This window comes from Ensifer sp. 38_S197 (assembly GCF_056924495.1).
Genome location: NZ_JBXOVZ010000001.1, coordinates 1,078,551 through 1,103,765, shown reverse-complemented (window position 1 = coordinate 1,103,765; position 25,215 = coordinate 1,078,551). Strand labels below are relative to the sequence as shown.

Sequence of the window (25,215 nt, the reverse complement as noted above, 5' to 3'; positions counted from 1 at the left end):
TCTCACCTCTGCGGAAACGAATAGCGGCGCGAGGCCATACCTCGCGCCGCCAGATGGACGGCCAGATTAGCGGTAGACGCCCTTAGCCGTAAGGTCCGGAAGTTCGCCGCCGACCCACTTTTCGTAGAGTTCTGCGTAGCGGCCGGTGCGGACCTGCTGGTTAATGAAGAGGTTGAGGAAGTTGATGAAGCCGTATTCTTCGCGGTTGGTGAAGAGCGCGACGTAGTCGGTGTCGAACGGAGCCTTGCCGACGACGGAGATGCCGGCGAACTTGCCACCCTTGACGTTGGCCTGGGCAACCGTCGAGGTCGAAACCGTGGCGTCGATCTGGCCCTGGCTGAGCGCGAGGAACACGTCGGCCTGGGTCTGGTACGGGCGGAACTCGCCGGCGCCCCATTCCTTGACCTGCTTTTCGAGCGCGATCGCTTCGAAGGTGCCTGCGGTGGCGCCGACAACCTTGCCCTTCATGTCTTCAAAGGACTTCACGCCCGACTTGTCGTTGGCGGTCACGGCCATTTCGAAGGCGAAGTAGGGGACCGTCATGCCGACGGTCTTGGCACGCTCAAGCGTATCCGAGGTCGAGGCAACGCCGACGTCGACACGGCCCGACATCAGTGCGGGAATGCGCTCAGGGAACGGGGTCTCGACGATTTCGGCGGTGACACCGAGTGCCTTGGCCAGATCGTTGCAGTAGTCGACGTCAAAGCCGATCGGATTGTTGTTCTCGTCGCGAGAACCCATCGGCGGAAAGTCGAGTACGACTGCGCAACGCAGCGTTCCCGAGCCGATAACGTCATCCAGCTTGTCGGCATGGGCCTGGCTGGTCAGAGCAGCGGCCGCAACGAGGCCGAGTGCGAGCACCGAAGTCTTCATTCTCTCTCTCCCTGAAATGAGTGCCGTAAGAGGCTGAGCCACTATTTCGTTTTAGCGAGCGCAAATCAATAGAAAAATACAACTAGTATACAAAAAGTATAAGTTCATAACGCAGGATGTGCGCAAGGTTCCCATTTGTTTCGCCAAATGGGCTCCTTGCGCAGCGATCTGTCGTGGCTCACTGGTGAGAACGGGATGCGGGCGGAAGGTCGCCCGCACTTTTCCGCACCCGGCTTTAGCCCCGGAAATCCTCAGGCAGCAGGTCTTCCGGCATGTTCTGGTAGGAAACGGGACGCAGGAAGCGGCGGATCGACATCGTGCCGACGCTGGTCGCGCCGAAGTTGGTCGAGGCCGGGTAGGGCCCACCATGCACCATCGAATCCACCACCTCGACGCCGGTCGGGAAGCCGTTGACGAGCACGCGGCCGGCCTTGCGCTCGAGGATCGGACGCAGACGACGGGCGGTCTCGAGGTCCGCCGGATCCATATGGATCGTGGTGGTCAACTGGCCCTGGAAGCCGCGGGCAAGCTGTTCCATTTCGGCGGTCGAGCCGACGCGGACGACGAGGCCAAGCGGTCCGAAGACTTCTTCGCCGAGCGCATGGTCGGCCAGGAACTGTTCGCCTGAAGTCTCGAAGAGATTCGGCGAAGCGGATCGGCCCGAGGATTCGGTTGTCAGCAGCGGCTTCACGGTGTTGCGGCTTTCAAAGCGCGCCTGCCCGTCGTGATAGGCCTTGGCGATGCCGTCGGTCAGCATCGTCTGCGGCGCCACCTTGCCGAGAGCTTCGACGGCCGCGGTGGTGAAGCGATCGGCGTCAGCGCCTTCGACGACGACGGCGATGCCGGGATTGGTGCAGAACTGGCCGGCGCCCATGGTCAGCGAGCCGGCCCAGCCCTGGCCGAGCGTTTCGGCCCGTGCCTTCAGTGCTTCCGGCAGCAGGAACATCGGGTTGACCGAGCCGAGTTCGCCGAAGAACGGGATCGGCTCGGGACGCGCGGCGCAAAGGTCGAACAGGGCGCGGCCACCGGCCAGCGAACCGGTGAAGCCGACGGCCTTGATCAGCGGATGCTGGACGAGTGCGTGGCCGACCTCGCGGCTGCCGCCCTGGATCAGCGAAAACACGCCCGGATGCATGCCGGTCTTGCGGATCGCGGCTTCGACGGCTTGCGCAACGATTTCACCGGTGCCCGGATGAGCCGAGTGTCCCTTGACGACCACGGGGCAGCCGGCGGCAAGGGCGGCAGCGGTATCACCGCCGGCCGTCGAGAAGGCGAGCGGGAAGTTCGAGGCGCCGAAGACGGCGACCGGGCCGATCGGCCGCTGGATGAGCCGGATCTCCGGGCGCGGCGCCGGCTGGCGCTCGGGCAGAGCCGCATCGAAACGGCGGTCGAGATACTCGCCCTTCTCGATGTGGTCGGCGAAAAGGCGGAGCTGGCCGGTGGTGCGGCCGCGTTCGCCCTGCAGGCGGGCTTCGGGCAGGCCGGTTTCCTGGCTGCCGATCTCGGTGATGGCCTCGGCGCGTGCCTCGATCTCATCGGCAATCGCACGCAGGAAAGCGGCGCGTTCAGCCCGGTTCGAATAGCCGTAGTTCAGGAAGGCTTCTTCGGCGGCCTCGGCGGCGCGATTGACCAGTGCGACGGTGCCGGTGGCAAACTGATGGACCGGACCGTGCGCAGGCGCCGAGGCGAAGGTGCCCGCTCCGTCGAGCCATTCGCCGGCGACCAGGTGTTTTCCTTTGGGGGTGAAGGCCATCTGCGGATCCTTTCTTTCGATCCCGGATTGCCTTTTGTGGCAGAGGGGATCATGGCTGAATTGCACTCGTGGGATCTTTGTATACTATATGTATGCAGAACATCAATCGCCTGACTGGCCCATCTGGATCAGGCGCAGCATTTGAGAGGGAGAGAGAGATGAGCGAGACCAACACCCTGACGATCGCAGCGCTTTTCGAGCGCGTCGAGGCGATCTTCCTGAAGGCGGGGCTCAACGCCGTCCAGGCCGGCGCGCTTGCCCGCGTGATCGTGGCCGGCGAGCGGGATGCCTGTAAATCGCATGGCATCTACCGCATCGAAGGGGCGCTTCGCACCGTCAAGGCCGGCAAGGTGAAGCCGGATGCCGTGCCGGAACTCGATGCACAGGAAGGTTCCGCGATCGTCAAGGTCAATGCCAAGGGCGGTTTCGCCAACCCGGCTTTCGAACTCGGCCTGCCCGTTCTCGCCGAGCGTGCCCGTTCGCTCGGTCTTGCCGCGCTCGTCATCAATGATTGCACCCATTTCTCCGCGCTCTGGCCCGAAGTCGAGGGGCTGACGGGAGAAGGGCTTGCCGGCCTCGTCATGTGCCCGAGCTACGCGACTGTTGCACCGACCGGCGGCAACAAGCCGCTGCTCGGTACCAACCCCTTCGCGTTCGGCTGGCCACGAAAGAACCAGCCGCCCTACGTCTTCGACTTCGCGACTTCGGTTGCCGCACGCGGCGAGATCGAGCTGCACCGCCGCGCCGGCAAGCCCTTGCCGGAGGGCTGGGCAATCGATGCCGAGGGCAATCCGACGACGGATCCGGAAGCAGCTCTCGCCGGCGCCATGCTGCCCTTCGGCAGCCACAAGGGCTCGGCGATCGGCACGATGATCGAGCTTCTCGCCGGCATCATGATCGGCGACCTGACGAGCCCGGAAGTGCTCGACTACCTCGGTACCACGACGCTGGCACCCTTCCATGGCGAGCTGATCGTTGCCTTTTCGCCGGAGAAATTTGCAGCCGGCCGACCGGGCAATCCGTTTGCCCGCGCGGAGGCTCTATTCGAGGCGATCGTCGGTCAGGGTGCCCGTCTTCCGTCGCAGCGCCGCTTCGTTGCGCGCGCCAAGTCGGAGGCCGAAGGTGTCGTGCTCAACACGGCCGAAATGGAGCAGCTCGACCGACTTCTCTCGCTCGGGCTCGACGCCGTCGCGTAAGCGGCGGCTCACCCATGCAGCGGTCGTTCGGCGCATAAGCGAAGCCGCCAAACAAAAAAAGGCCCTCCAACCGGAGAGCCTTTTCTCTTGTGACCGATACGGGCGATCAGGCCTTGTACTTCTGGACGGCGCCCGGAAGCTTGCTCCACTCGGCGTACCAGGTGTTGAACAGCTTGAACTGGGCCTCGACGTAGCCGCGCTGGCTTTCCGAAAGCACGTCGCTCTCGTTGAAGTGCAGCGTGTATTCCTTGTCGCCCTTCAGCACCATCATGTGCTTGAAGTAGAGAACGAGGTCCGGACCTTCGTCGAAGGAGGAGAGCACGGCGAGTGCCTGCTCCAGTTCCAGCGCGCGCTGACGTGCGTCGACGTCGCCTTCGGCGGCGGCGCGCGACAGGTTGCACATGTGGATGACTTCCTTTGGCAGCACGCAGCCGATGCCGGTGATGGCGCCGGTCGCACCGCAGTTGACGAAGCCGTGGAAGACCGCGGTGTCGACACCGATCATCAGCGAGACGCCGTCGTCACGGCTGGTGATGTTCTCGGCCGCATAGCGCATGTCGGCGGCGCCACCGAATTCCTTGAAGCCGACGAGGTTCGGATGTTCGGCACGCAGCGCGAAGAACAGGTCGGCGCGGGTGGCGAAACCGTAATAGGGGCTGTTGTAGATGACAGCCGGCAGGTCCGGAGCAGCCGAAAGAATGGCCTTGAAGTGGTTTTTCTGGGCGGCGACGACCGATCCACGCGACAGCACGCGCGGGATGACCATCAGGCCCTTCGCGCCGACCTTCTGGGCATGGGCGGCATGGGCAACGGCCGAGGCGGTGTTGACGGCGCCGGTGCCGACGATGACCGGGATGCCGGCCTTGACCAGGCGCTCGACGCCTTCCATGCGCTGCGCGTCGGTCAAGAGCGGCCAATCACCCATCGAGCCGCAATAGACGACGGCGGACATGCCCTGAGCAATCAGCTCCTTGCCCTTGCGCACCAGCGCGTCGAAGTCGGGGGTGCGGTCTTCCTTGCAGGGGGTCATCAGCGCCGGGATGACGCCGGTGAAAATCTGAGCCTTCATCTGAAACTCCTCTCGGCTTTGGCTTGGGGCAACGGTGCACGCGCGCCCTTGCCTTTGATCTAGACAATAGCCGTTTGTATTTTATTTGTCGACAAGAAAAATACAAAGTCTGCTACAAAGCGATGTCGAGCTTGTTGTTGCGGGCAAAAAGTTTTTGCACCTGCTCGACGATCTGCTCGGCATGAGCCTTGCCGAGACGGTCCGCCGCCTCGACGTCGCGCGCTGCGATCGCGGCGATGATTTCCGCGTGCTCGTCGACGAAGCGCTGCGGGAACTGCTCCTCGTAGGACTGGTAATAGAGACGCAGGATGCGCCGCCCCTCGTCGAGCAACCGGCGGAACAGGGTGGTGAAATAGGGATTGCGGCCGGCCTCGGCGATTGCCGCATGGAAAGCGGCATTGGTGGCGATCATCGTCAGCGCGTCGCGCGATTGAACGGCCGCTGCATAATCCTCGTGGAAGCCGCGAATAATCGGCAGGTCTTCTGGGCGATGGTTCTGCGCCGCAAGCCGTGTTGTAACCCGGTACATGAGCACCAGCGCGTCGAAGAACGGATTGAGATTGAGGAAGTCGATGTTGGCGACCATCGTCGAACGGTTCGGCAACGTGTCGATAAGTCCCTCGCCGGCGAGGCGCACCAGTGCCTCCCGGATCGGCGTGCGGGACATCTTCAGCCGTTCGGCGAGCTGCACCTCGTCGATCGGGCTGCCAGGCGGCAACACGAGGTCAAGGATCTCGTCGCGCAAGAGGTCATAGACCATCTTCACGCCGGAGCCGCGCTTGCGTTCGGGGGTGGGGCTGTTGTCGGTGTCGGTCATCTCAGAATCCTTTGTCGACAAAAGAAATACTTGTCTCCGTCGCGCGGATCAACAGCTTCCGTGTCAACGATTGTGCGAGGCTTACATATTCAGACGCAGTGCATTGCCCGCTGGCGCTTTGTTCACGGTCACCCGCCGGCGCGGTCAGGCCCGTCCGGATGGCGTTGCGGCAATTCTTGCTGATCTGATGCGAGCAGAAGGGGGCTCGGCAGCCGTCGTAACGACCCATGCATTTCCCACATGGGAGCGCTGACTTTTGAGCGCTGCAACTTACCAAAGCCCTGAGCTATAAGGTGTTCATCGAAGCGAAACGAGGCGCCACGGACTGGCTGCCAGGCTTCGAAAGCCCATTGAAAGGGGGATCAAGATGAATATCGCACGCTCTTTTAACAACTGGCGCAAGTATCGTCAGACGGTCACCGAGCTGGGCCGCATGTCCAACCGGGAACTCCGGGACCTCGGCATCGAACGCGCCGACATCGACCGCGTCGCACGCACGGCCTTCGCCCGCTAAGGCGATCTACAAGACTGACTAAATTGCCCAAGCGCCTGCATCTCCTGCGGGCGCTTTTGTTTTGTGCGGCCTTTTTTGCGCCATCGTCTTCCTTCACTTCAATCTCGCTTTTAATTAATCGACTAGTTTATCCAATTAAAGCGCCGTAGCTCCTGCCGATTAAGAGCTTGCGCGCGCTCGACAAGGTTTGGCTCCATGCCCTTATTTTCCTCGACGATTACCAGTTACTGGCAGGCGACGTTTTCGAGCGGCAATGTCGTTCTAGGTGACAACGGCTTCACCGTTGCGATTACCCCTGATCTGGATGAGGAATGTGCGGCGACGGTGCTGAGGACTGCCGATGGGAGGGGCATGGCTGCCGTCACGCCTACGCTCTCCGAAAAACTGGCACTATCCGCTCGGAGCAGCCTGTCCGAGCCGGTCTTCCGGCAAATGCTGCTCGAGGCGGGCATCACGCTCCACGACGCCGACTACCTCTACTATTTTGCGGAAGCCGAGAAACCGGCGTTGCTCGAGGAGCAGTCGGCGGGACTCGTTCGTCTGTTGACGGCGCAGGATGCGGCGGCTTTCGCTGAATTCCAATCGTCCGCGTCGGCGGAAGATCTGGATGCTGCCTATGTCGAGCTCGATCATTGGACCGTGTTCGGTGCCTTCGAGGACGGCCGGCTGGTCTGTGCTGCGAGCATGTATCCTTGGCAAGGCGACAGCCGGCTTGCGGATCTCGGTGTGCTGACCTTGGCGACGCACCGCGGCAAGGGCCATGCACGCGGCGTCGTGCGCGCCATCAGTCGGTACGCGCTCGGAAAGGGGTATGAACCGCAGTACCGCTGCCAGCTCGACAACCATACATCGGCCGCGCTCGCCAAGGCCACGGGCATGACGTTGTTTGGCGAATGGGAGCCGGTCTCACCGGCTTCGGACAGCTGATTGTGAGCAAAACGGCATAGAGGCGGCATGTCGCTGCGACAATGCTGACAGAATCTGGCAGGGGTCGCGCGTAAAGTGTTCCCATGATCAGAGATCGAGGGATGACCGATGTCGGCGCAGGATATGTTTCAGGTGGGCGTAGGAAGCAGACCGGGCGAGCGCAACTTCTGGATCGGCGTGGTTGCCGGCGATGACGGGCAGCATGCATCGCAAGGCGGCTTCTCGCAGTTTGGCTACGGCAAAGTTCAATCGTTGACGCGTATGAAGGCGGGCGACGGTTTTGTCGGCTACGCACCCAACGCCGCCTTCCGAGGGCGCGGACCTCTCCCATGCTTTACCGCCATCGGTGTGGTCAGAGAGCGCCTGCCCTATTTCTTCGGCATGAGCGGCTTTGCCCCGCACCACGACGACATCGACTGGGCCGACAGCATAGAAGCTCCGGTTCGTCCATGGCTGGACAGCCTGGAATTTGCCGAAGGCAACCGCAACTGGGATCAGAAGCTCCGCTTTGGTCATCTTGCCCTCAGCGAGCGCGATTTTCGCGTCATTGCCCAGGCAATGCATGCCGATCTCGGTTTGATCTTTCCGAGAGTCCAGGCTTTTCCCCAGCAACTGGCCGTGTAATCGCCAGCGTTTGGGACCCTTGCCGGATACCGCGTGATGAAGTCCTGCGCAGACGACCATGCGCGCTGTCCCCGGAGAGCGTATGCGCCAAGATTGACCGCAACCAGACGGACCGAAACCAAGCTGCAGCCTCTGCAGCTCGACCAGGATCGTCATGTATTGACCGGAATGGACCAGCGCCGGGTATTGGTCGAGCAAATGCTGGGCTTGTTATTTCAACCTCCCATGCTACATGTAGGTTAGTACCTACATGTAGGGTGACCCATGAGCATTACGACCCTTTCCAGTCGAGAATTGAATCATGATGTCAGTCGTGCCAAAAAGGCGGCAAAAGCCGGTCCTGTTATCATCACGGACCGCGGCAGACCTTCCCATGTCCTCATGACCTACGATGATTTCGAACGTTTGAGCGGCCGGCGTCGCAGCCTAGTCGAGGCTCTTGCCATGCCCGGGCTCTCGGAGATCGAGTTTGAACCGCACCGCGTCGAAATCGGGTCGCGCGAAGTAGACCTGTCTTGAAATACCTTTTGGATACAAACATCATTTCGGAACTGCGCAAGGTCGGTGACGGCAAAGCTGATGCCAATGTGGTAAAGTGGATAGGACGAGAAGATGCAGCCCATTTCTTCATTTCGGCCATCACGATTCTTGAATTGGAGCGAGGAGTGCTGGGCGTGCAGCGCCGGGACGCTGCGCAGGGCGCTCGGTTGCGCTCTTGGCTAGATGGCCAAGTCCGACCGGAGTTCGCAGGTCGTATCCTGGCGGTTGACGATACGGTTGCGACCCGCTGCGCACACCTGCATATTCCAGACCGGCGCACCGAAGCCGACGCGCTCATTGCCGCGACCGCTTTGGTCCATGATATGACCGTCGTGACACGCAATGTCAGAGATTTCGAAGGCACCGGCGTCGTTGTGGTCGATCCATGGCGGGGCTGACGATCGTCTCTTTAGCCGGGCCTAGATAACTCCTCCTGACATCAAAATCGAACTCGGTTGCTCCAGTCCGAATCCCAAGAGAAAGATTGTTTGGACAGTACGCCGATTGGTGGAGGTGCTCTCGCTCGCCGACGGTGCATATTCGAAGATCGGCTGCATCCCGCCGATCTGGTCGGGCTAGGGATCCCGTGTAGCAGGCTGCGTCCTCATGTGAAGAGCGGCTCGCGCTTCTAACTCAGGTTCTCTCAGGACGGCGCCTTGATGGTTAGCGCCTATTGTTGGGTTTGACCTCACCGCGCACGGCCCAGAACAAGGTGGTAAAGGCGCGTGGGCCGTCCGCCATTCCACAAAGATATGCTGCTTTGACATGGCGCTCCAATTCGCTCCGGTGCGCGTCTTCGAGGTTGGTGACATAGCTACCGGTCTTTCCCTGCCCCGTGAGAAAGCCAGACCAATAGTCTCCGAACGATCGATACTCGAACATCGCGCTGAGTTGTTCTTCCACTACATTCGCGAAACCAACGGCACCGAACAGTCTCGCGAGCCCGCCATGCCAACCCAGCGGCTTGGACACCATTTCGTCGCGCATCGCTGCGCCATCAGGGTCGAGCACCGCTGCTGCGTCCCAGACCAAGCTGAATGGCGTCCAGCCGCAGCGGAAGTTGTTGACGACCACCGCTACGGTGCCGGCCGGCTGCGTGACCCGCTGGAGTTCGCTTAAGCCTCGGGCCGCGTCGGGAAGCAAATCCAGAGCGAGCATAGACAACGCGCGTTCAAAAACATCATCCGTGTACGGCAGATCCAGGGCATCACCAACGTCAAACGTGACCGTCTCGTCGGCGGTCGCGCGTCGCGCGAAATCGACATAGGGCAGTGACAGATCGATGCCGGTTGCGCGTGCGTTCGCTGCTGCGATTGCACGTGTCAAATGCCCCGTGCCACAGCCGACGTCCAGAACGCGTTCATTGGCTGAAACACCGGCGAAGCGCACGAAGACAGGGGCGAGATGCTGACTGCCCCGCCCAACATACGCTTCATAGGCTTCGGGGTTTGTTGCCACGAACCCAGCCATGTCACACACCTCACCAGGAATTGACTGATCATTTCACTGCCGTCGCTACGCGGTCAAGGCGCAGCCAGTACGAGAGCGCCGAAAGCAAGCTACGGTTTCGGCGTGGTGCAACCTGTTCGAGCGCCCTTTGCGAAGCGATTGGTCGAAAGGCATGCAAGGTTCAGTCATCATTGTTCCTTAGCGATCTTCATCTTGAGCGCGTATGTCTGTGGTGATTTTCTATACGCATCCTCGCAGAGCGGTGAGCAGAACCAGAGGCCTTCGCGAGCTGCGCGCTTGTAAGCTGAATAGGGCGCGTGCATTTTACAAACCGGATCGACCCATCCCGGGTCGGCTGACGGTGCAAGCTCGATCTCAAACAGTTCAACTTCGCTTGCCACGGAGCGCAGTGCCTTAGGACCGAGGTTCTTGATCATGACGCCTCTTGCTTGAGCGGCCTCGGCGATCGGGCGGGTTGCGAGTAACTGGCCCGGGGATGCAAGAGCGGCAACACGGGCTGCGATATTGACCGTCGAGCCGAAAATGTCGTCATCCCTGCGAATGACCGGTCCGTGATTTACGCCAGCCCGCGTCAGGGGCAACCGCGAATCCTTCCGGCACGCCTGCAACAACGTGCCAAGTGCCTGAATTGCCAGGTCTGGATCCGGAAAGGCGAGCATCGCCTCGTCGCCAATCCATTTGAGCGGCGGCTGGTAATCTCTAAGAGAAGTACGAACCATGTTCTCGAAAAGTTCGAGTATGTAAATTGCAGAAGCGTCGCCATAGACGTCGGCAATTGCACTGAACCCGGCCAGGTCGACGAAAGCGACGGTGGTAGATGCGTTGGAGTATGTCCCGTTCCGTCTCATGACGCTTCCCACCGCTTCATGTGTCTTGTCGCAGTCTAGCCCACCCAGCAGGGTAAACCCAACGTCCGATTTTGACGATGCGCGATCACTTCGGGGCGGTGGCACATAGCTATCGTCGTTCAGTTGCCCAATCGGCTGAAACGGCGGTCAACTTTTGCCATCCAATTACTGAGGTGGATCGAAAGAGCGAGGAGATCCCACTTCCACTCCAGAATGATCAGCCTAAGGCTCATTCCGTCAGCGGAGAATCCGTATGCTGCGAGTTGAGCGCGAAGCATGTCCATCTTTGCCGAGGGTGAACAAAATTCGAAGCTCTCGTGAGCGGCGCATGCGAAATCCACAACCCGGTCCGGGTAGGGCGCTGAAATTGCTCGATCCTCGATCATCGCAACCGGTAGGTTCGCTCTTGCCACTCCTGGTCTCCACATGGATCGAGCGATCTGAACGGTCAGGCAGGCCGGGGCTCAGTTGTCCTTTTTGCTCCTACTGGCGGGTAACCGTACTTGCGCGAGAACGCTCGAGAGAAAGCGGCGGCGCTGCCAAATCCCACCCGCGCCGCTGCCGTTTTCACGCTGCTGCCTGCTTCGAGCGCGGCTCGCCCCAACGCCAGGCGCCATGCGGTCAGATATGCCGTCGGCGTCAGACCGACCACGTTCGTGAAGAGGGCGACGAAATGGCTGCGGGACATGCCCGCAAGCCGAGCAAGGACGTCGGTGCGCCACTGGCGCGCCGGGTCGTCATGCACAGCGACCAGGCAAGGATGAAGTGTCGGATGGGCAAGCCCAGCCAATAGCCCCGCATTGACTGTTCCCTGGTCAATCGCTCGCCGGACAGCCAGTACGACAATGATCTCACAGATGCGGTCCTGGACGGTCCCTCCGCCACATCGGCTGTTCTCTACCTCGGCGACCAAGATGTCGGCCAATCCGCGCATCTGTGGTTGCTCTTCCAAAGAGAAGACCAGCTCTTCAGGCAGCGCGCCAACGAGCGGATTGGCCGCTCCGCCAAAGTCGATCTTGGCGGCCGCAAGAATGGCAAGGCCGCTTCTCTGCGAGGGACCGCCCAGGACCCGGAAGAGGATATGCGTGGGACCTCCGGCATCGCTATCGCCGACCACGAAAAGGTTGGCAGAGTTGGTGCCAACGGTGTCTGCGCTGGAGACCGCACGCAAACCAAAAGCCTTGAGGAAGGCGGTCAATCGATCATGTTTCTTTTGAAGCGGCGGTGTTTCGATCATGCATTTACTCAAAATAATGATCGCTTTTATGCGACTCTGAGCCCCATGTACAATTGGGAGCGGCGCTGCCCTCCAAAATCTGGAAAGGGAAGCCATGGCCGTGGATGCCGCGGAAAAATTCGATGCCTCACGCACCGCCGAATATGAAAGACAAAGCAGGATTGCGCTCGCCGGCTATGACGCCTGTCACGAACTGGCTGCATGCATGCTCGCCGCGTCCCTCGGAGCCGACTCCAGCGCGACCATCCTGGTCGCCGGCGCCGGTGGCACGGCGAGCGAAATTGTCGCTGCCGGCAGGCTCGAGCCGAGCTGGAGCTTTGTTGCGGTCGATCCATCGCGTTCCATGCTGGACTTGGCCTTGTCGCGCGTGGCGGCTGCGGGCCTTCTGGAACGCACGGAACCGGTTCTGGGTGTCGTCGCGGACCTGCCCGCTGGCCGGCTTTTCGATGCGGCGACGCTCATCGGCGTATTACATCACCTTCCCGGTCAGGACGCCAAGCAGTCGATCCTTCGCGACATCGCTACGCGGCTCAAGAGGGGAGCGCCGCTGATCCTCGCGGGAAACCACTACGCATATGCCTCGCAGCCTCTGATGATGGCGGCTTGGGCGGAGCGCTGGCGCATGAACGGCGCGAGTGGAGACGAGATCAAGGCCAAGCTCGGCAAGATCCTGCAAGGTGCCGACCCACCGGAATCCGAGGATGCCGTGGCGGCCCTGTTGATCGCCGCGGGGTTCGAAAAGCCGCAGCGCTTCTTCTCGAGCCTGTTCTGGGGAGCCTGGATCACTCGGCGCATATGAATAGGCGCCCCTCCGTAGGAGATCGCGCAGCTTCTACCTCTTTCAGCGGTGCTGTTCGCCCAAGACCGATGCGGAACGTTTGCCACGGGCGATCTGACTCGATCCGCATTGAGGAGGTCCTTGCCGCGTGAGCGACGCTGCCCTTCCAAAGCACCGGGGCTGGCATGCGGGTCCGAGGTGCAACGAGCACGGAAGTGGCTAGGCCAGCTTCGCCCGGTCCGGCTGTTGGTTCGTGTCCACCGGCGGGCTCTCCACCGAGCCCGTCGGCACGCTTGCATACATCCCGGTCGTACGGAATTCGGTCGGACTCAAGCCGAAGGAACGACGGAAGACCTTCGCGAAGTAATTGGGGTCTTCGAATCCCGAGAGGATGGCCACTTCCTTGACCGGCAGGCTCGCCGTTTTCGTCAGCAATTTCACGGCCCTCTGCAATCGCTTCTGCAACACATATTCGGCCGGGGCCATGCCTTCGCTGGCGGCAAAGACGCGAGAGAAATGGGCGCGGCTCAGGCCCGAGACGCGCGCCAGTTCCTCGACAGGCAGCGGGTGCTGAAGGTTGTTCATGATGTGGTCGACGACCCGGTGCATCGTTCGGTGCTCATGGCTGAACACCGGGTGCGAGCCAAAGACGTCGTCATAAAGCGCCATCGCCGCCTCGTAAGCGATCGCGGAAGCGCGCCCCGGCGTCTCGCCGCCGCGGATGAGCCGCAGGCTGCAATCGGCGAGATGCTCGATGGTTTCCGGCTGCAGCTTCAGCACAGGCCCGGTGACGGCGAGAATGGCGCGGTGGATGCGGAGCGCCTCGTCGCCGTTCATCGAAATCCAGAAGAACTCCCAGCGCCCGTTATCCTCCAGCCAGTAGCGATGATTGTGCGGCACGAGCAACAGCAGCGTCTCGCCCTCGCGCACCCGATAGCTGCGGTTCTCGTAGCGCAGATTTCCGGCGCCGGCGATCGTGTGCTGGAGCACCGTAAACGGCGTGTTGCCGCGCTTTCTTCCATCCCAGTCGTAGGTGGCGTTGGTGCGGATTTCATAGCCGGTGCTGGTCGGCATGGTGTGCAGGCTCTGGCGTCCCCGCGGCAGCGAAACGGTCCGCATGACCGGGCCGTTATTGATTAAATCTTGCAGCATAAAATTACCCATGAAAGCACAATACCGCTCTGGCGGGGTCGGTAATTATAAACATAATGACGACCAATCGCGCAATGGCCGGCGCTTTCGGCTGAGCCAAAAGCCGGAACCGCGCGGAAGTTGCGCATAGCAGCGGGGCAAATCCGTGAATTGATTTTACCCTTCTTATGAAGGGGCGCAGTCCAGGAGGAGTGAAAAGGGCATGGCACGTTTCAAGATCGCCATCATCGGCGCCGGCAGCATCGGCTTCACCAAGAAGCTCTTCACCGACATTCTCGCCGTGCCGGAGCTCACCGACATCGAAGTCGCGCTCACCGATCTCAGCGCCCGCAATCTGGAGATGATCAAGGCGATCCTCGACCGGATTGTCGCGGTTAACCGCTTGCCGACGAAGGTAACGGCTACGACCGATCGGCTGAAAGCGCTGGAAGGTGCGCGCTACATCATTAGCTGCGTTCGCGTCGGCGGCCTCGAAGCCTATGCCGACGATATCCGCATCCCGCTCAAATACGGTGTCGATCAGTGCGTCGGCGACACGATCTGCGCCGGAGGCATCCTCTATGGCCAACGCAACATCCCGGTCATTCTCGATTTCTGCAAAGACATTCGTGCCGTCGCCGAACCGGGGGCCAAGTTCCTGAACTATGCCAACCCGATGGCGATGAACACCTGGGCGGCGATCGAATACGGCAAGGTCGACACGGTCGGTCTTTGCCACGGCGTCCAGCACGGCGGTGAGCAGATCGCCGAAATCCTCGGCGCCGGCGAGGGCGAGCTCGATTACATCTGCTCCGGCATCAACCACCAGACCTGGTTCGTCGATGTCAGGCTCAAAGGCCGTAAGATCGGCAAGGACGAACTGGTCGCCGCCTTCGAGGCGCACCCGGTGTTCTCCAAACAGGAAAAGCTCCGGATCGACGTGTTGAAGCGCTTCGGCGTCTATTCGACCGAGAGCAACGGTCATCTCTCCGAATACCTCCCCTGGTATCGCAAGCGCCCGGAGGAAATCACCCGCTGGATCGACATGTCGGATTGGATCCACGGCGAAACCGGCGGTTACCTCCGGTATTCGACCGAAACTCGCAACTGGTTCGAGACCGAGTTTCCGCAGTTCCTGGAGGCAGCCGGTCTGCCGCTCGACCCGAAGAAGCGCTCGAACGAGCATGCGAGCCATATCCTGGAGGCGCTGGAAACGGGCCGGATCTATCGTGGCCACTTCAACGTCAAAAACACCGGCGTCATCACCAATCTGCCTGCGGATGCGATCATCGAATCCCCCGGTTTCGTCGACCGCTTCGGCATCAACATGGTTTCCGGCATCACGCTGCCCGAGGCCTGCGCCGCCACCTGCCTTGCCTCGATCAATGTCCAGCGCATGTCGGTGCATGCGGCCATCACCGGCGATCTCGATCTCTTGAAGCTGGCAATGCTGCACGACCCCTTGGTCGGCGCCATCTGCACGCCGGAGGAAGTCTGGCAGATGGTCGACGAGATGATCGTCGCGCAGGCCCAATGGCTGCCGCAATACGCCGACGCGATCGATGGCGCCAGGGAGCGCCTGAGCCGCGCCACGGTCAAGACGCGTGAGTGGAGCGGTGCCGCACGCCGCCAGGTCCGTTCGCTCGACGAGTTGCGCGCCGAGCGGCAGGCCCGCGTAGCGGGCTGATCTTTTTGCAGCACGTGTCCGCGTGAGGAGACGCCGGCCCGTGCTGCGCAACTGCAGACTTTCTAAGGAGGAGGCCGCGCTCCGGCGCGGCGAAAGAGGGAGAATCTGAGCCAATGACCAGCCACAGACTGACGAAGATGGCGAGCTTGCTGCTCGTCGGCATCTCGACCTTCGCGCTTCAGGCGGCGGCGTCCGAACCAACCGTCGTGCCCGAGCAGCCGCCATTTCCGGCGCAGGGCAAGATCACCTATGTGCCACGCGACTCGATCGCCGAGTTCAAGGCCCTGCCGGAATATAAGGAACCGGCCTGGGTCACCGAGAAATACGTCAAGACCGGCAAGCTGCCACCGGTCGCCGAGCGTCTTCCGAAGGAGCCGATGGTCTTCAAGACCGGCAACATGCCTGATGGCGTCGGCGTCTATGGCGATACGCTGCGTCACGTCATCGGTGGCCGGCCGGAGGGCTGGAACTACTCGGCCGGTCAGAGCCAGGGCTGGGGCGGCATCGACATCGGTATGTCCGAATGCCTGACCCGCACGGCGCCGCTCTTCCAAGTGGAAGCCAAGGACGTCGAACCGCTGCCGAACCTTGCCAAGAGCTGGGAATGGTCCGCCGACGGTCACAAGCTGACGATGCACCTGGTAGAGGGCGCCAAGTGGTCCGACGGCGACCCCTTCGATGCCGATGACGTGATGTTCTATTGGGAGGACAATGTTCTCGATCCGAGCGTGACGCCGCTGAACGGGGCGACGCCCGAGACCTTCGGCGTCGGCACGACCCTGAAGAAGGTCGATCAGTATACGGTCGAATGGACATTCAAGGAGGCCTTCCCGCGCCAGCACCTCTACGCCATGGCCTATGGTACCTTCTGCCCCGGCCCGTCGCATATCCTCAAGGCCAAGCATCCGAAATATGCGGGTACGACCTACGACCAGTACAAGAACGCATTCCCGCCGGAATATATGAACATTCCCGTCATGGGCGCCTGGGTGCCGGTCGCCTATCGTCCCGATGACATCATCGTGCTGCGCCGTAACCCGTATTACTGGAAGGTCGACGAAGCCGGCAACCAGCTCCCCTATATCAACGAGCTACACTATAAGCTTTCGACCTGGGCCGACCGCGACGTTCAGGCGATCGCCGGCTCCGCCGATCTTTCCAACCTCGAGCAGCCGGAAAACTTCGTCGAGTCGCTGAAGCGTGCCGCCCAGGATACGGCACCCGCGCGGCTTGCCTTCGGCCCGCGCCTCATCGGCTATAATCTGCACATGAATTTCTCGGCCAATGGCTGGGGCGAGCCGGACGAACGTGCCCAGGCCGTGCGCGAGCTCAACCGCAACGAGGATTTTCGCAAGGCGGTGACCATGGCCGTCGACCGCAAGAAGCTCGGCGAAGCGCTGGTCAAGGGACCGTTTACGGCGATCTATCCGGGTGGTCTTTCCTCCGGCACGAGCTTCTATGACCGGCAGTCGACGGTCTATTATCCCTACGATCTCGACGGCGCGAAGGTGCTGATCGAAAAGGCGGGCCTCAAGGACACCGACGGCAACGGCTTCGTCAACTTCCCGGCCGGTACCGCCGGCGGGCGCGATGTCGAGATCGTGCTTCTGATCGATAACAGCTACAACACCGACCGCAACCTCGCCGAAGGCCTGATCGGCCAGATGGAGAAGATCGGCCTTCGCGTCGTGCTGAACTCGCTTGACGGCAAGCAGCGCGATGCCGCCAACTATGCCGGCAAGTTCGACTGGATGGTTCATCGTAATGCGGCGGAATACGCCTCGGTCGTGCAGAACACGCCGCAGCTTGCGGCGGCCGGACCGCGCACAAGCTGGCACCACCGCGCACCGGAGGGCGGCCAGCTCGACCTGATGCCGTTTGAACAGGAACTCGTCGACATCATCAACAAGTTCATTGCCACCAATGACAATGCCGAGCGCGCGGACTTGATGAAGCAGTATCAGAAGGTCGCCACGACGCATCTCGATACGGTGGGCCTTACCGAATATCCGGGCGCACTGATCATCAACAAGCGCTTCGCCAACGTACCGACCGGAGCGCCGATCTTCATGTTCAACTGGGCCGAGGACACGATCATGCGTGAACGCCTCTTCGTGCCCGCCGACAAGCAGGGTGACTTCGAGCTCTTTGCTGAACAGCTTCCGGGCAAGCCCGGTGAGAAAGGCCTCAGCAATTAACGCCAAGCGCTCCTCCGACTGCAGGTCGGAGGAGCGCTTCATCACCCCAACCGACAGAAGGAAACGGCATGTTCAGGTTTCTGCTTGTCCGCATCGCCTCTGCCATCCCGGTCCTTTTGGTCCTGAGCGTGGCGACCTTTGCCATCATCCAGGCGCCGCCCGGTGACTACAGCGACTACATCCGCTCGCAGCTCATCAACCAGGGTGGCGCTTCCTACGAGGAAGCGGAAGCCCAGGCGCAGGCCTATCGCAAGGAACATGGCCTCGATAAACCGCTGCCGGTGCAATACGTCAACTGGATGACCGGCATCCTGACGCGCGGCGATTTCGGACACAGCCTCTACTACAACAAGCCGGTTGCCGATGTCGTCGGCGAGCGCCTGCCGCGCACGCTGGCCCTGGCGCTCGTCTGCCACATCCTCGCGTCTGTCATCGGCATTTCCTTCGGCATCATCGCCGCAACCCGGCAATATTCCTGGATCGACAGCCTGCTTTCGACCGTGTCCTTCCTCGGCATGACGGTGCCGCGCTTCCTGATGGCGCTGATCATCGTCTATGTCCTCGTCTTCCATTTCAATGTCAGCGAGATCAACAGCTTCCACTCGGCCCGCTACGGCGGCGCGCCCTGGTCCTTTGACAAGTTCGTCGACCTCGTCAAGCATGTCTGGCCGGTCGTTGCGATCGCCACCTTCGGCGGCCTCGCCTACAATATGCGGGTGATGCGCGGCAATCTGCTCGACACGCTGAATGCGCAATATGTCGAGACGGCGCGCGCGAAGGGCCTGAGCGAGGGTGCCGTGGTCCTGCGCCACGCCGTTCCCAACGCGCTGCATCCGCTGATCATGTACCAGGGCGTGGTGCTGCCCTATATGCTGACGGGCGAAATCGAGACGGCGATCATCTTCGCGTTGCCGACCGTCGGGCCGGCCATCGTCGGCTCCATGTGGGTGGGCGACGTCTATGTCACTGCCACCTTCATGCTGGTGCTTTCGGCCACCCTCATCCTCGGCAACATCATCGCCGACATGCTGCTGGCCGCGCTCGATCCGCGCGTGCGTCTGGGAGGAGCCCACGCATGACCGTCGAGATTGAGACAGCCCTTCCGCTCACCGTCGAACCCAAACAGGAGCATCACAACGAAAGCTACCAGGCGCTCGTCTGGCGCCGGCTGAAGCGTTCCTGGACCGGCATGCTTGGCCTGGTTCTCGTCGGCCTGCTGATCTTCATGGCAATTTTTGCCGACTTCCTTTCGCCGGTCGATCCGAAGGCCACGGGCGTCGCCTTTGCGCCGCCGCAGGCGATCAGCTTCACCGACAAGGACGGGAATTTCGTCCTGTCGCCGCGCAGCTACCCTTTGACCGAGGGTGCAGAGCTTGATCCGATCACGTTCCAGCCGATCATCGGCCCCGATTACAATAATCCGCAGATCCTCGGTTTCTTCGTCAAAGGGGCGCCCTACCGGCTCTTCGGCCTGATCCCGTCCGAACGGCATTTCTTCGGCGCGGTCGACGGCTCGCCGGTGCATCTGCTCGGCACAGACAAGTTCGGCCGGGACGTGCTGTCGCGCATTCTCGTCGGATCACGCATCTCGCTGATGATCGCCCTCGTCGTCGTCTCGATCGTTACCGTCGTCGGCACGACTGTCGGCATGGCGTCCGGCTATTTCGGCGGCCGCTTCGATGTCTGGACGCAGCGCTTCGTCGAGCTGGTGCTCGCCTTCCCGCAACTGCCGCTCTACCTGGCACTGACCTCGCTAATCCCGGTGACGGCGCCGACCAATGTCTTCCTCGCCTTCGTCATCATCGTCATGTCGGCGCTTGGATGGGCGCAGATGTCACGCGAGGTGCGTGGCAAGACGCTGGCGCTAGCCCGCATCGACTATGTGCGAGCGGCGATTGCTGTCGGCGCCAGCGACCGGCGCATCATCTTCCAGCACATCCTGCCGAACGTGATGAGTCACGTGATCGTCGCGGTCACGCTCTCGATCCCGCAGGTGGTGCTGCTCGAATCCTTTCTTGGGTTCCTGGGCTTTGCGGTCAAGCCGCCGCTGATTTCCTGGGGGCTGATGTTGCAGGACACGTCCACCTATTCCGTCATCGGGTCCTATCCCTGGATCCTATCGCCCGTCGCCTTCGTGCTTGTCACAGTCTTCGCCTTCAATGCCCTCGGCGACGGCCTGCGCGATGCCATCGACCCCTATTGAGGAGGATGCTCATGACAGAAACTATCGACGTCCTCTCCGCCGCTCCCGCCGAGAGAAAGGATCTTCTGGAACGGAATGGCCGGCCGATCATCGACGCGCGCAACGTCGCTGTTCGCTTCAAGGTCGAGCATGGCACGGTGGATGCGGTGAAGGACGTGTCCTTCCAGCTCTATCGCGGCGAAACCATCGCCATCGTCGGCGAGTCCGGCTCGGGCAAATCGGTGACGGCGCGCAGCGTCATGGGGCTTCTCTCAAAGCGGGCCACGATCGCCCGGCAATCGCGTATCGAATTTGACGGCAAGGATGTGCTCAAGTTCTCGTCACGCGGGCGGCGGGCGCTCCGCGGTGATCGGCTGGCGATGATCTTCCAGGAGCCGATGAGCTCGCTCAATCCCGTCTATACGGTCGGCGCGCAGATCATCGAGGCGATCCGGGCACATCGCAGGATCAGCCGGCGCGCAGCAACCGAACGCGCGCTCGAACTGCTGCGCCATGTGAAGATCCCCGATCCCGAGCTCCGGCTCAACCAGTATCCGCACCAGCTTTCCGGCGGCCAGCGGCAGCGCGTGATGATCGCCATGGCGCTTGCCAACGACCCGGATGTGCTGATCGCCGACGAGCCGACGACGGCGCTCGACGTGACCGTCCAGGCGCAGATTCTCAATCTGATCCGCGACCTGCAGCGCGAGCTCGGCATGGCGGTGATCCTGATCACCCACGACCTGACGGTCGTGCGCCAGTTCTCGGACTATGTCTATGTCATGCAATATGGCGAGGTGAAGGAGCACAACACCACCGCGGCGCTCTTCGCCAATCCCTTGCACCCCTATACCAAGCGGCTGCTTTCGTCGGAGCCTTCAGGCGCCGCCAATCCGCTACCGGACAATGCGCCGATCGTCCTCGATGGACGGGATGTGAAGGTCTCCTTCATGCTGAAGAAGGGCGGCCTGTTCCGTTCGCAGTTTTCCGAGCTGGTCGCGGTCGACAAGCTCAGCCTCAATCTGCGCAAGCATGAGACGCTCGGGCTCGTCGGCGAATCCGGTTCGGGCAAGACGACCTTCGGCCAGGCCCTGATCAGACTGCTCAATGCCGATGGTGGCGAGATCTTCTTCGACGGGATCCCGATCCACAACAAGGACCGCACCGCAATGCGGCCGCTGCGTTCGCGCATCCAGATCGTGTTCCAGGATCCCTTCGCCTCGCTCAATCCGCGCATGTCGATCGGCCAGATCATCGAGGAGGGGCTGGTCGTCAACGGCATTGGTGCCAATCGCAAGGAACGGCTCGACCGGGTGGTCGATGCGCTGACAGCGGCAGGAATGCCCGGCAACATCCTGTCACGCTTCCCGCATGAGTTTTCGGGCGGCCAGCGTCAGCGTATAGCGATCGCCCGTGCCATCGCGCTCGAGCCGGAATTCATCCTGCTCGACGAGCCCACTTCGGCGCTCGATCTCTCCGTTCAGGCCCAGATCATCGAACTGCTGCGCAAGCTGCAGGACGAGCGGGGCCTCAGCTATCTCTTCATCTCCCATGACCTCAAGGTCGTGCGCGCACTCTGTCACCGGGTCGTGGTGATGCAGCACGGCAGAATAGTCGAGGAGGGGCCGGTGAGCGAAATCCTGTCCAATCCCAAGACCGCCTACACCGAACGGCTTGTGAAAGCCGCCTTCGATGTGGCCGCATGACACCAGAAAGCAGAGGCAATCCATGACCAGACAACCCAAGATCACCTTTATTGGCGCTGGCTCCACCGTCTTCATGAAGAACATCATCGGCGACGTACTGCAGCGCCCGGCGTTGTCAGCCGCGACCATCGCGCTGATGGACGTCAACCCTCAACGTCTCGGCGAAAGCGAAATCGTCGCCGGCAAGCTGGTGCGCACGCTCGGCGTGAAAGCTGATATCGAGACCCATTCCAACCAGAAGAAGGCGCTGGAGGGTGCCGATTTCGTCGTCGTCGCCTTCCAGATCGGCGGCTACGAGCCCTGCACCGTCACCGATTTCGAGGTGCCGAAGAAATATGGTCTGCGCCAAACGATCGCCGATACGCTCGGCGTCGGCGGCATCATGCGCGGGCTTCGCACCGTGCCACATCTGTGGAAGATCTGCGAGGACATGCTCGAAGTCTGCCCCAACGCCATCCTCTTGCAATACGTCAACCCAATGGCGATCAACACTTGGGCGATCGCCGAGAAATATCCGACGATCCGTCAGGTGGGCCTCTGCCACTCGGTCCAGGGCACGGCCTACGAGCTTTCGCGCGATCTTGATATCCCGGTTTCGGAAATCCGCTACCGCGCCGCCGGCATCAACCACATGGCGTTCTTCCTCAAATTCGAGCACAAGCAGTCAGACGGCAGCTACCGTGATCTCTATCCGGATCTCGTGCGCGGCTACCGCGAAGGCCGTTTCCCGAAACCCAGCCACTGGAATCCGCGCTGCCCGAACAAGGTGCGCTACGAAATGCTGACGAGACTCGGCTACTTCGTCACCGAAAGCTCGGAACACTTCGCCGAATACACCCCCTATTTCATCAAGGACGACCGGCCCGACCTCATCGAGAAGTTCGGCATTCCACTCGACGAATATCCGAAACGCTGTGTCGAGCAGATCGAGCGCTGGAAGGGGCAGGCGGCCGCCTTCAAGGAGGCCGAGACGATCGAAGTGGCCGAAAGCCATGAATACGCCTCCTCAATCATGAACTCGGTCTGGACCGGCGAGCCCTCTGTCATCTACGGCAACCTCCGCAACAATGGCTGCATCACCTCGTTGCCGCAGAACTGCGCCGCCGAAGTCCCTTGCCTGGTCGACGCCTCCGGCATCCAGCCGACTTTCATCGGCGATCTGCCGCCGCAGCTCACGGCGCTGATCCGCACCAACATCAACGTCCAGGAGCTGACGGTGCAGGCGCTGATGACCGAAAACCGCGAACATCTCTACCATGCCGCGATGATGGATCCCCACACGGCGGCCGAACTCGACCTCGACCAGATCTGGTCGCTCGTCGACGATCTGCTCACAGCCCATCGTGACTGGATCCCGGAATGGGCGCGGGTGTCGAAGAAGGTCCAGGCGGCCTGACATTTTCTCCCGGTCAGGTCGCGTCGAGCCCCGGAACCTCATGTCTTTCTCCCTATGTCCTAGCCGATTCAAGGGCAAAGCAGGCAGCAGGTTCCGGGGCTTGTTCTTTTCAAACCGAAGTCGTCGCCTCCCGCGGCAGCACGATGCGCATGCAGGCGCCGCCGGACGGCGCGCGGGCGACGTCGACATAGCCGCCGTGCAACTGGACGATCTTCTGCACCAGGTTGAGGCCCAGGCCCGCGCCCTTGCCGTCCTTGCGAAGTCGCTGGAACGGCTCGAAGATCCGGTCCGTTTCGCTGCGCGGGATGCCGTCGCCGTCGTCGCATACATCGATCGCGCCTTGCGGGTCGACCTTGACCATGATCGTGCCCCGTCGGCCGCCATGGTCGATGGCGTTTTGCACGAGATTGGTGAGCGCCCGCTCCAGAGATGCTTCGTCCCCCGTTACCATCACGGGGCGTCGATCCGCCTCGAAGGTCACCTCGTAGCCGGCGCCAAAGGCAAGCGGTGCGAGCGCAACGATCACCCGTTCGGCAAGGGCCGCGAGGTCGACGGGCCTGAATTCGTCCTTCTGGGCGTCGAGCCGTTCGAGGTCCAGAAGCTGACCTGCCAGGATTGAAAGGCGCGTCACGTCCTCGTTGAGGCGGGTCTTGTCTGGTCCCGGTGGCAGCGAGGCGATGCGGGCGCCAAGGATGGCGACCGGTGTGCGCAGCTCATGGGCGGCCTGTGCCAGGAAGCGCTTGTGCCTCGTATAGCCTTCGTCAAGGCGTTCGAGAGCATCGTTGACGGCCCTCACCAGCGGCAGGAATTCCGAGGGAACGCCTGCGACCGGCATCTGGATGCCGCGCCGGTCGTATTCGATATGCGCCGCATGCGAGGCGGCATGGGAGAGGCCCGACAACATTCGCCGTACGACGACGGGCGTAACGATCACGGTCGCAAAGGCGAGCAGCAACAACATCGGCACGAAGATGGTGAGGAAGGCGCCGGTCGTGCTGAGCAGCAGACGGCCGAAGGTCAGTTCCCCCTCGGTGCCGCTGAAGATCTGGACGCTGCCCGCTGGCGACTCGAGCCATTTGACGACGGCTTCGGGGCGCGCGTTCTTGTCCGGTGAAAGCCTGAAACGGGCGTCGTTCATGTGCTCGAGGCCGGTGATCGCAAAGGCGAAGGCTTCGGGCACCTTGCCCTCGGCGAGGCTCTGTCCTTGCTTGTCGTGTACGATGAACCAGATATTTGCCGCCCGCTGGCGCAGCCGGATCAGGTCAGGCGTTTCCTGAAGGACGAGCTTACCCTCGGCGTTGCGTGTGATCGCATCCTTCAACACGTCGACATTGCCGTTCTCGTACCCGTCGATGAGATAGCCGGTCACCCAGAGCAGCCCGACGGCAATGGCGATCACAACCAGCGTCGCGACCGTTTCGAACAGCACCAGCCAGCCGACGAGGCGCCATTTGAACGAATGCGGGGCTCTGCCGCTCATGAATCTTCCCTGAGGAGATAGCCCACGCCGCGGATGCCATTGATGATCACTCCGGCATCCGCATCGGCAAGCTTGCGGCGAACGCGCGAGATATGGGTGTCGAGCGCGTTCGACTGGATGTCGTCATCGAGGCCGAAGACGGCTTCCATCAGGGCGGCGCGCAGCACCATCCGGCCCATGCGCCGGGTCAGCGTCTCAAGCACCAGAAGTTCGCGCCGCGGCATCTTCAGCGGCGCTCCGGAGATACTTGCCTCGCAGTGCGCAAGGTCGAAGGAAAGACGCCCGACGGTGACGATATCGGATTGCACGGGCACGGGACGCCGCGCCAGCGCCCGCAGCCGCGCGAGCAGTTCCTCGAAGGCAAAGGGCTTGCCGATATAGTCGTCCGCCCCGCCATCGAGCCCGGCAACCCGTTCTGCGAGATCATCGAGCGCGGTCAGCACCAGCACCGGCACATTGTTGCCGCGCGACCGGATCACCGGAATGAGCGAGAGCCCGTCACCATCGGGCAGCTTTCGATCCAGCACGACCACATCGTAGACGGCATCGTTCAGGATCAAGGCGGCCTCAGTGAGGTCGCGCGCATGGTCGGCGACCATCCGGTGATGGCTCAAGGCGGCCCTGAGCGCTCCCGCGAGTTCCTTCTCATCCTCGACCAGCAAGACCCGCATGAATGCTTTACCTCGTACAGTGTGCTCACGCGCGCGATCCTGGCGCCGCTTCATTGAGGGAACCTGTCATCCTGCCGCAAAGTAATCCCGATCGCCGCTGCCGTACAATCTTTCGTTG

The 25,215-nt window shown here is 61.7% G+C and carries 23 protein-coding genes; 13 read left to right on the top strand and 10 right to left on the bottom strand.

The window, feature by feature from the left end; translation table 11 throughout:
• Positions 1-66: 66 nt before the first annotated feature.
• Together AC1Z3V_RS04990 and AC1Z3V_RS04985 are read right to left on the bottom strand one after the other, a co-directional pair.
• Positions 67-873, bottom strand: a complete 807-nt coding sequence (locus AC1Z3V_RS04990; protein WP_173519535.1) for an ABC transporter substrate-binding protein — start codon at positions 871-873, stop codon at positions 67-69.
• A gap of 235 nt (positions 874-1,108) precedes the next feature.
• Positions 1,109-2,626 (bottom strand): aldehyde dehydrogenase (NADP(+)), encoded by a 1,518-nt coding sequence (locus tag AC1Z3V_RS04985; protein WP_483497598.1) that lies wholly within the window; start codon positions 2,624-2,626, stop codon positions 1,109-1,111.
• Positions 2,627-2,784: 158 nt separating this feature from the next.
• Between AC1Z3V_RS04985 and AC1Z3V_RS04980 the strand changes: the two genes are divergently transcribed.
• The gene (locus AC1Z3V_RS04980) at positions 2,785-3,822 is read left to right on the top strand and encodes an Ldh family oxidoreductase (RefSeq protein WP_483497597.1); all 1,038 of its coding nucleotides are present in this window, start codon (positions 2,785-2,787) and stop codon (positions 3,820-3,822) included.
• A 106-nt stretch (positions 3,823-3,928) separates the two neighbouring features.
• Here AC1Z3V_RS04980 and AC1Z3V_RS04975 read toward each other — a convergent pair whose 3' ends face one another.
• Both AC1Z3V_RS04975 and AC1Z3V_RS04970 read right to left on the bottom strand, forming a co-directional pair.
• A complete protein-coding gene (locus AC1Z3V_RS04975; RefSeq protein ID WP_483497595.1) occupies positions 3,929-4,891 on the bottom strand; it encodes a dihydrodipicolinate synthase family protein in 963 nt (320 codons plus the stop codon).
• Between the two features lie 112 nt (positions 4,892-5,003).
• Positions 5,004-5,708: a GntR family transcriptional regulator gene (locus AC1Z3V_RS04970; protein ID WP_483497594.1), complete on the bottom strand. Its 705-nt coding sequence runs from the start codon at positions 5,706-5,708 to the stop codon at positions 5,004-5,006.
• Positions 5,709-6,075: 367 nt separating this feature from the next.
• Between AC1Z3V_RS04970 and AC1Z3V_RS04965 the strand changes: the two genes are divergently transcribed.
• The 5 genes from AC1Z3V_RS04965 to AC1Z3V_RS04945 all read left to right on the top strand — a co-directional run bounded on the left by AC1Z3V_RS04965 (position 6,076) and on the right by AC1Z3V_RS04945 (position 8,711).
• A complete protein-coding gene (locus AC1Z3V_RS04965) occupies positions 6,076-6,222 on the top strand; it encodes a DUF1127 domain-containing protein (protein ID WP_173519540.1) in 147 nt (48 codons plus the stop codon).
• Between the two features lie 195 nt (positions 6,223-6,417).
• Positions 6,418-7,149, top strand: coding sequence for a GNAT family N-acetyltransferase (locus AC1Z3V_RS04960; RefSeq protein ID WP_483497593.1), 732 nt, complete (start codon positions 6,418-6,420; stop codon positions 7,147-7,149).
• Between the two features lie 108 nt (positions 7,150-7,257).
• Positions 7,258-7,773: an EVE domain-containing protein gene (locus tag AC1Z3V_RS04955; RefSeq protein ID WP_483497592.1), complete on the top strand. Its 516-nt coding sequence runs from the start codon at positions 7,258-7,260 to the stop codon at positions 7,771-7,773.
• Positions 7,774-8,037: 264 nt separating this feature from the next.
• Complete coding sequence (locus AC1Z3V_RS04950; RefSeq protein ID WP_483497591.1) at positions 8,038-8,292, top strand: type II toxin-antitoxin system Phd/YefM family antitoxin; 255 nt, start codon at positions 8,038-8,040, stop codon at positions 8,290-8,292.
• A complete protein-coding gene (locus AC1Z3V_RS04945; protein ID WP_483497589.1) occupies positions 8,289-8,711 on the top strand; it encodes a PIN domain-containing protein in 423 nt (140 codons plus the stop codon). Before AC1Z3V_RS04950 ends, AC1Z3V_RS04945 begins: the two co-directional genes overlap by 4 nt.
• 265 nt (positions 8,712-8,976) lie before the next feature.
• On the opposite strand, the gene AC1Z3V_RS04940 is transcribed toward AC1Z3V_RS04945, so the two are convergent.
• The 3 genes from AC1Z3V_RS04940 to AC1Z3V_RS04930 form a co-directional block, all read right to left on the bottom strand.
• On the bottom strand, positions 8,977-9,783 hold the full coding sequence (locus AC1Z3V_RS04940; RefSeq protein WP_483497588.1) for a class I SAM-dependent methyltransferase: 807 nt from the start codon (positions 9,781-9,783) through the stop codon (positions 8,977-8,979).
• Positions 9,784-9,950: 167 nt separating this feature from the next.
• Positions 9,951-10,631: an adenylate/guanylate cyclase domain-containing protein gene (locus AC1Z3V_RS04935; RefSeq protein ID WP_483497587.1), complete on the bottom strand. Its 681-nt coding sequence runs from the start codon at positions 10,629-10,631 to the stop codon at positions 9,951-9,953.
• 448 nt (positions 10,632-11,079) lie between these two features.
• Positions 11,080-11,868 carry a helix-turn-helix transcriptional regulator gene (locus AC1Z3V_RS04930; protein WP_483497586.1) on the bottom strand — a complete coding sequence of 263 codons (789 nt, stop codon included), beginning with the start codon at positions 11,866-11,868 and terminating at the stop codon, positions 11,080-11,082.
• Positions 11,869-11,962: 94 nt separating this feature from the next.
• On the opposite strand from AC1Z3V_RS04930, the gene AC1Z3V_RS04925 reads away from it, so the two are divergent.
• Positions 11,963-12,667 (top strand): SAM-dependent methyltransferase, encoded by a 705-nt coding sequence (locus tag AC1Z3V_RS04925; protein WP_483497585.1) that lies wholly within the window; start codon positions 11,963-11,965, stop codon positions 12,665-12,667.
• Positions 12,668-12,865: 198 nt separating this feature from the next.
• Here AC1Z3V_RS04925 and AC1Z3V_RS04920 read toward each other — a convergent pair whose 3' ends face one another.
• Entirely contained in the window at positions 12,866-13,810 is a 945-nt protein-coding gene (locus AC1Z3V_RS04920) for an AraC family transcriptional regulator (RefSeq protein ID WP_483497584.1), read from the bottom strand.
• Positions 13,811-14,000: 190 nt separating this feature from the next.
• On the opposite strand from AC1Z3V_RS04920, the gene melA (AC1Z3V_RS04915) reads away from it, so the two are divergent.
• The 6 genes from melA (AC1Z3V_RS04915) to melA (AC1Z3V_RS04890) all read left to right on the top strand — a co-directional run bounded on the left by melA (AC1Z3V_RS04915) (position 14,001) and on the right by melA (AC1Z3V_RS04890) (position 22,946).
• Positions 14,001-15,464: an alpha-galactosidase gene (gene melA, locus AC1Z3V_RS04915; protein WP_483497582.1), complete on the top strand. Its 1,464-nt coding sequence runs from the start codon at positions 14,001-14,003 to the stop codon at positions 15,462-15,464.
• Between the two features lie 113 nt (positions 15,465-15,577).
• Complete coding sequence (locus AC1Z3V_RS04910; protein WP_483497580.1) at positions 15,578-17,662, top strand: ABC transporter substrate-binding protein; 2,085 nt, start codon at positions 15,578-15,580, stop codon at positions 17,660-17,662.
• Positions 17,663-17,730: 68 nt separating this feature from the next.
• Entirely contained in the window at positions 17,731-18,741 is a 1,011-nt protein-coding gene (locus AC1Z3V_RS04905; RefSeq protein ID WP_429814227.1) for an ABC transporter permease, read from the top strand.
• Positions 18,738-19,865, top strand: a complete 1,128-nt coding sequence (locus AC1Z3V_RS04900; protein ID WP_483497579.1) for an ABC transporter permease — start codon at positions 18,738-18,740, stop codon at positions 19,863-19,865. The genes AC1Z3V_RS04905 and AC1Z3V_RS04900 overlap by 4 nt, the downstream gene beginning before the upstream one ends.
• 5 nt (positions 19,866-19,870) lie before the next feature.
• Positions 19,871-21,550, top strand: a complete 1,680-nt coding sequence (locus AC1Z3V_RS04895; protein WP_483497577.1) for an ABC transporter ATP-binding protein — start codon at positions 19,871-19,873, stop codon at positions 21,548-21,550.
• 22 nt (positions 21,551-21,572) lie between these two features.
• Positions 21,573-22,946, top strand: a complete 1,374-nt coding sequence (gene melA / locus AC1Z3V_RS04890; RefSeq protein WP_483497576.1) for an alpha-galactosidase — start codon at positions 21,573-21,575, stop codon at positions 22,944-22,946.
• A 109-nt stretch (positions 22,947-23,055) separates the two neighbouring features.
• Here melA (AC1Z3V_RS04890) and AC1Z3V_RS04885 read toward each other — a convergent pair whose 3' ends face one another.
• Together AC1Z3V_RS04885 and AC1Z3V_RS04880 are read right to left on the bottom strand one after the other, a co-directional pair.
• On the bottom strand, positions 23,056-24,426 hold the full coding sequence (locus tag AC1Z3V_RS04885; protein WP_483497575.1) for a sensor histidine kinase: 1,371 nt from the start codon (positions 24,424-24,426) through the stop codon (positions 23,056-23,058).
• On the bottom strand, positions 24,423-25,097 hold the full coding sequence (locus AC1Z3V_RS04880) for a response regulator transcription factor (RefSeq protein WP_483497574.1): 675 nt from the start codon (positions 25,095-25,097) through the stop codon (positions 24,423-24,425). The genes AC1Z3V_RS04885 and AC1Z3V_RS04880 overlap by 4 nt, the downstream gene beginning before the upstream one ends.
• Positions 25,098-25,215: the final 118 nt, after the last annotated feature.

Coding starts and splice junctions, on each gene's coding strand:
- melA (WP_483497582.1), top strand. CDS start 14,001: ATGGCACGTTTCAAGATCGCCATCATCGGCGCCGGCAGCATCGGCTTC.
- AC1Z3V_RS04985 (WP_483497598.1), bottom strand. CDS start 2,626: ATGGCCTTCACCCCCAAAGGAAAACACCTGGTCGCCGGCGAATGGCTC.
- AC1Z3V_RS04975 (WP_483497595.1), bottom strand. CDS start 4,891: ATGAAGGCTCAGATTTTCACCGGCGTCATCCCGGCGCTGATGACCCCC.
- AC1Z3V_RS04965 (WP_173519540.1), top strand. CDS start 6,076: ATGAATATCGCACGCTCTTTTAACAACTGGCGCAAGTATCGTCAGACG.
- AC1Z3V_RS04935 (WP_483497587.1), bottom strand. CDS start 10,631: ATGAGACGGAACGGGACATACTCCAACGCATCTACCACCGTCGCTTTC.
- AC1Z3V_RS04910 (WP_483497580.1), top strand. CDS start 15,578: ATGACCAGCCACAGACTGACGAAGATGGCGAGCTTGCTGCTCGTCGGC.
- AC1Z3V_RS04905 (WP_429814227.1), top strand. CDS start 17,731: ATGTTCAGGTTTCTGCTTGTCCGCATCGCCTCTGCCATCCCGGTCCTT.
- AC1Z3V_RS04895 (WP_483497577.1), top strand. CDS start 19,871: ATGCTCATGACAGAAACTATCGACGTCCTCTCCGCCGCTCCCGCCGAG.
- AC1Z3V_RS04920 (WP_483497584.1), bottom strand. CDS start 13,810: ATGGGTAATTTTATGCTGCAAGATTTAATCAATAACGGCCCGGTCATG.
- AC1Z3V_RS04970 (WP_483497594.1), bottom strand. CDS start 5,708: ATGACCGACACCGACAACAGCCCCACCCCCGAACGCAAGCGCGGCTCC.
- AC1Z3V_RS04955 (WP_483497592.1), top strand. CDS start 7,258: ATGTCGGCGCAGGATATGTTTCAGGTGGGCGTAGGAAGCAGACCGGGC.
- melA (WP_483497576.1), top strand. CDS start 21,573: ATGACCAGACAACCCAAGATCACCTTTATTGGCGCTGGCTCCACCGTC.
- AC1Z3V_RS04880 (WP_483497574.1), bottom strand. CDS start 25,097: ATGCGGGTCTTGCTGGTCGAGGATGAGAAGGAACTCGCGGGAGCGCTC.
- AC1Z3V_RS04990 (WP_173519535.1), bottom strand. CDS start 873: ATGAAGACTTCGGTGCTCGCACTCGGCCTCGTTGCGGCCGCTGCTCTG.
- AC1Z3V_RS04940 (WP_483497588.1), bottom strand. CDS start 9,783: ATGGCTGGGTTCGTGGCAACAAACCCCGAAGCCTATGAAGCGTATGTT.
- AC1Z3V_RS04980 (WP_483497597.1), top strand. CDS start 2,785: ATGAGCGAGACCAACACCCTGACGATCGCAGCGCTTTTCGAGCGCGTC.
- AC1Z3V_RS04930 (WP_483497586.1), bottom strand. CDS start 11,868: ATGATCGAAACACCGCCGCTTCAAAAGAAACATGATCGATTGACCGCC.
- AC1Z3V_RS04950 (WP_483497591.1), top strand. CDS start 8,038: ATGAGCATTACGACCCTTTCCAGTCGAGAATTGAATCATGATGTCAGT.
- AC1Z3V_RS04960 (WP_483497593.1), top strand. CDS start 6,418: ATGCCCTTATTTTCCTCGACGATTACCAGTTACTGGCAGGCGACGTTT.
- AC1Z3V_RS04900 (WP_483497579.1), top strand. CDS start 18,738: ATGACCGTCGAGATTGAGACAGCCCTTCCGCTCACCGTCGAACCCAAA.
- AC1Z3V_RS04885 (WP_483497575.1), bottom strand. CDS start 24,426: ATGAGCGGCAGAGCCCCGCATTCGTTCAAATGGCGCCTCGTCGGCTGG.
- AC1Z3V_RS04925 (WP_483497585.1), top strand. CDS start 11,963: ATGGCCGTGGATGCCGCGGAAAAATTCGATGCCTCACGCACCGCCGAA.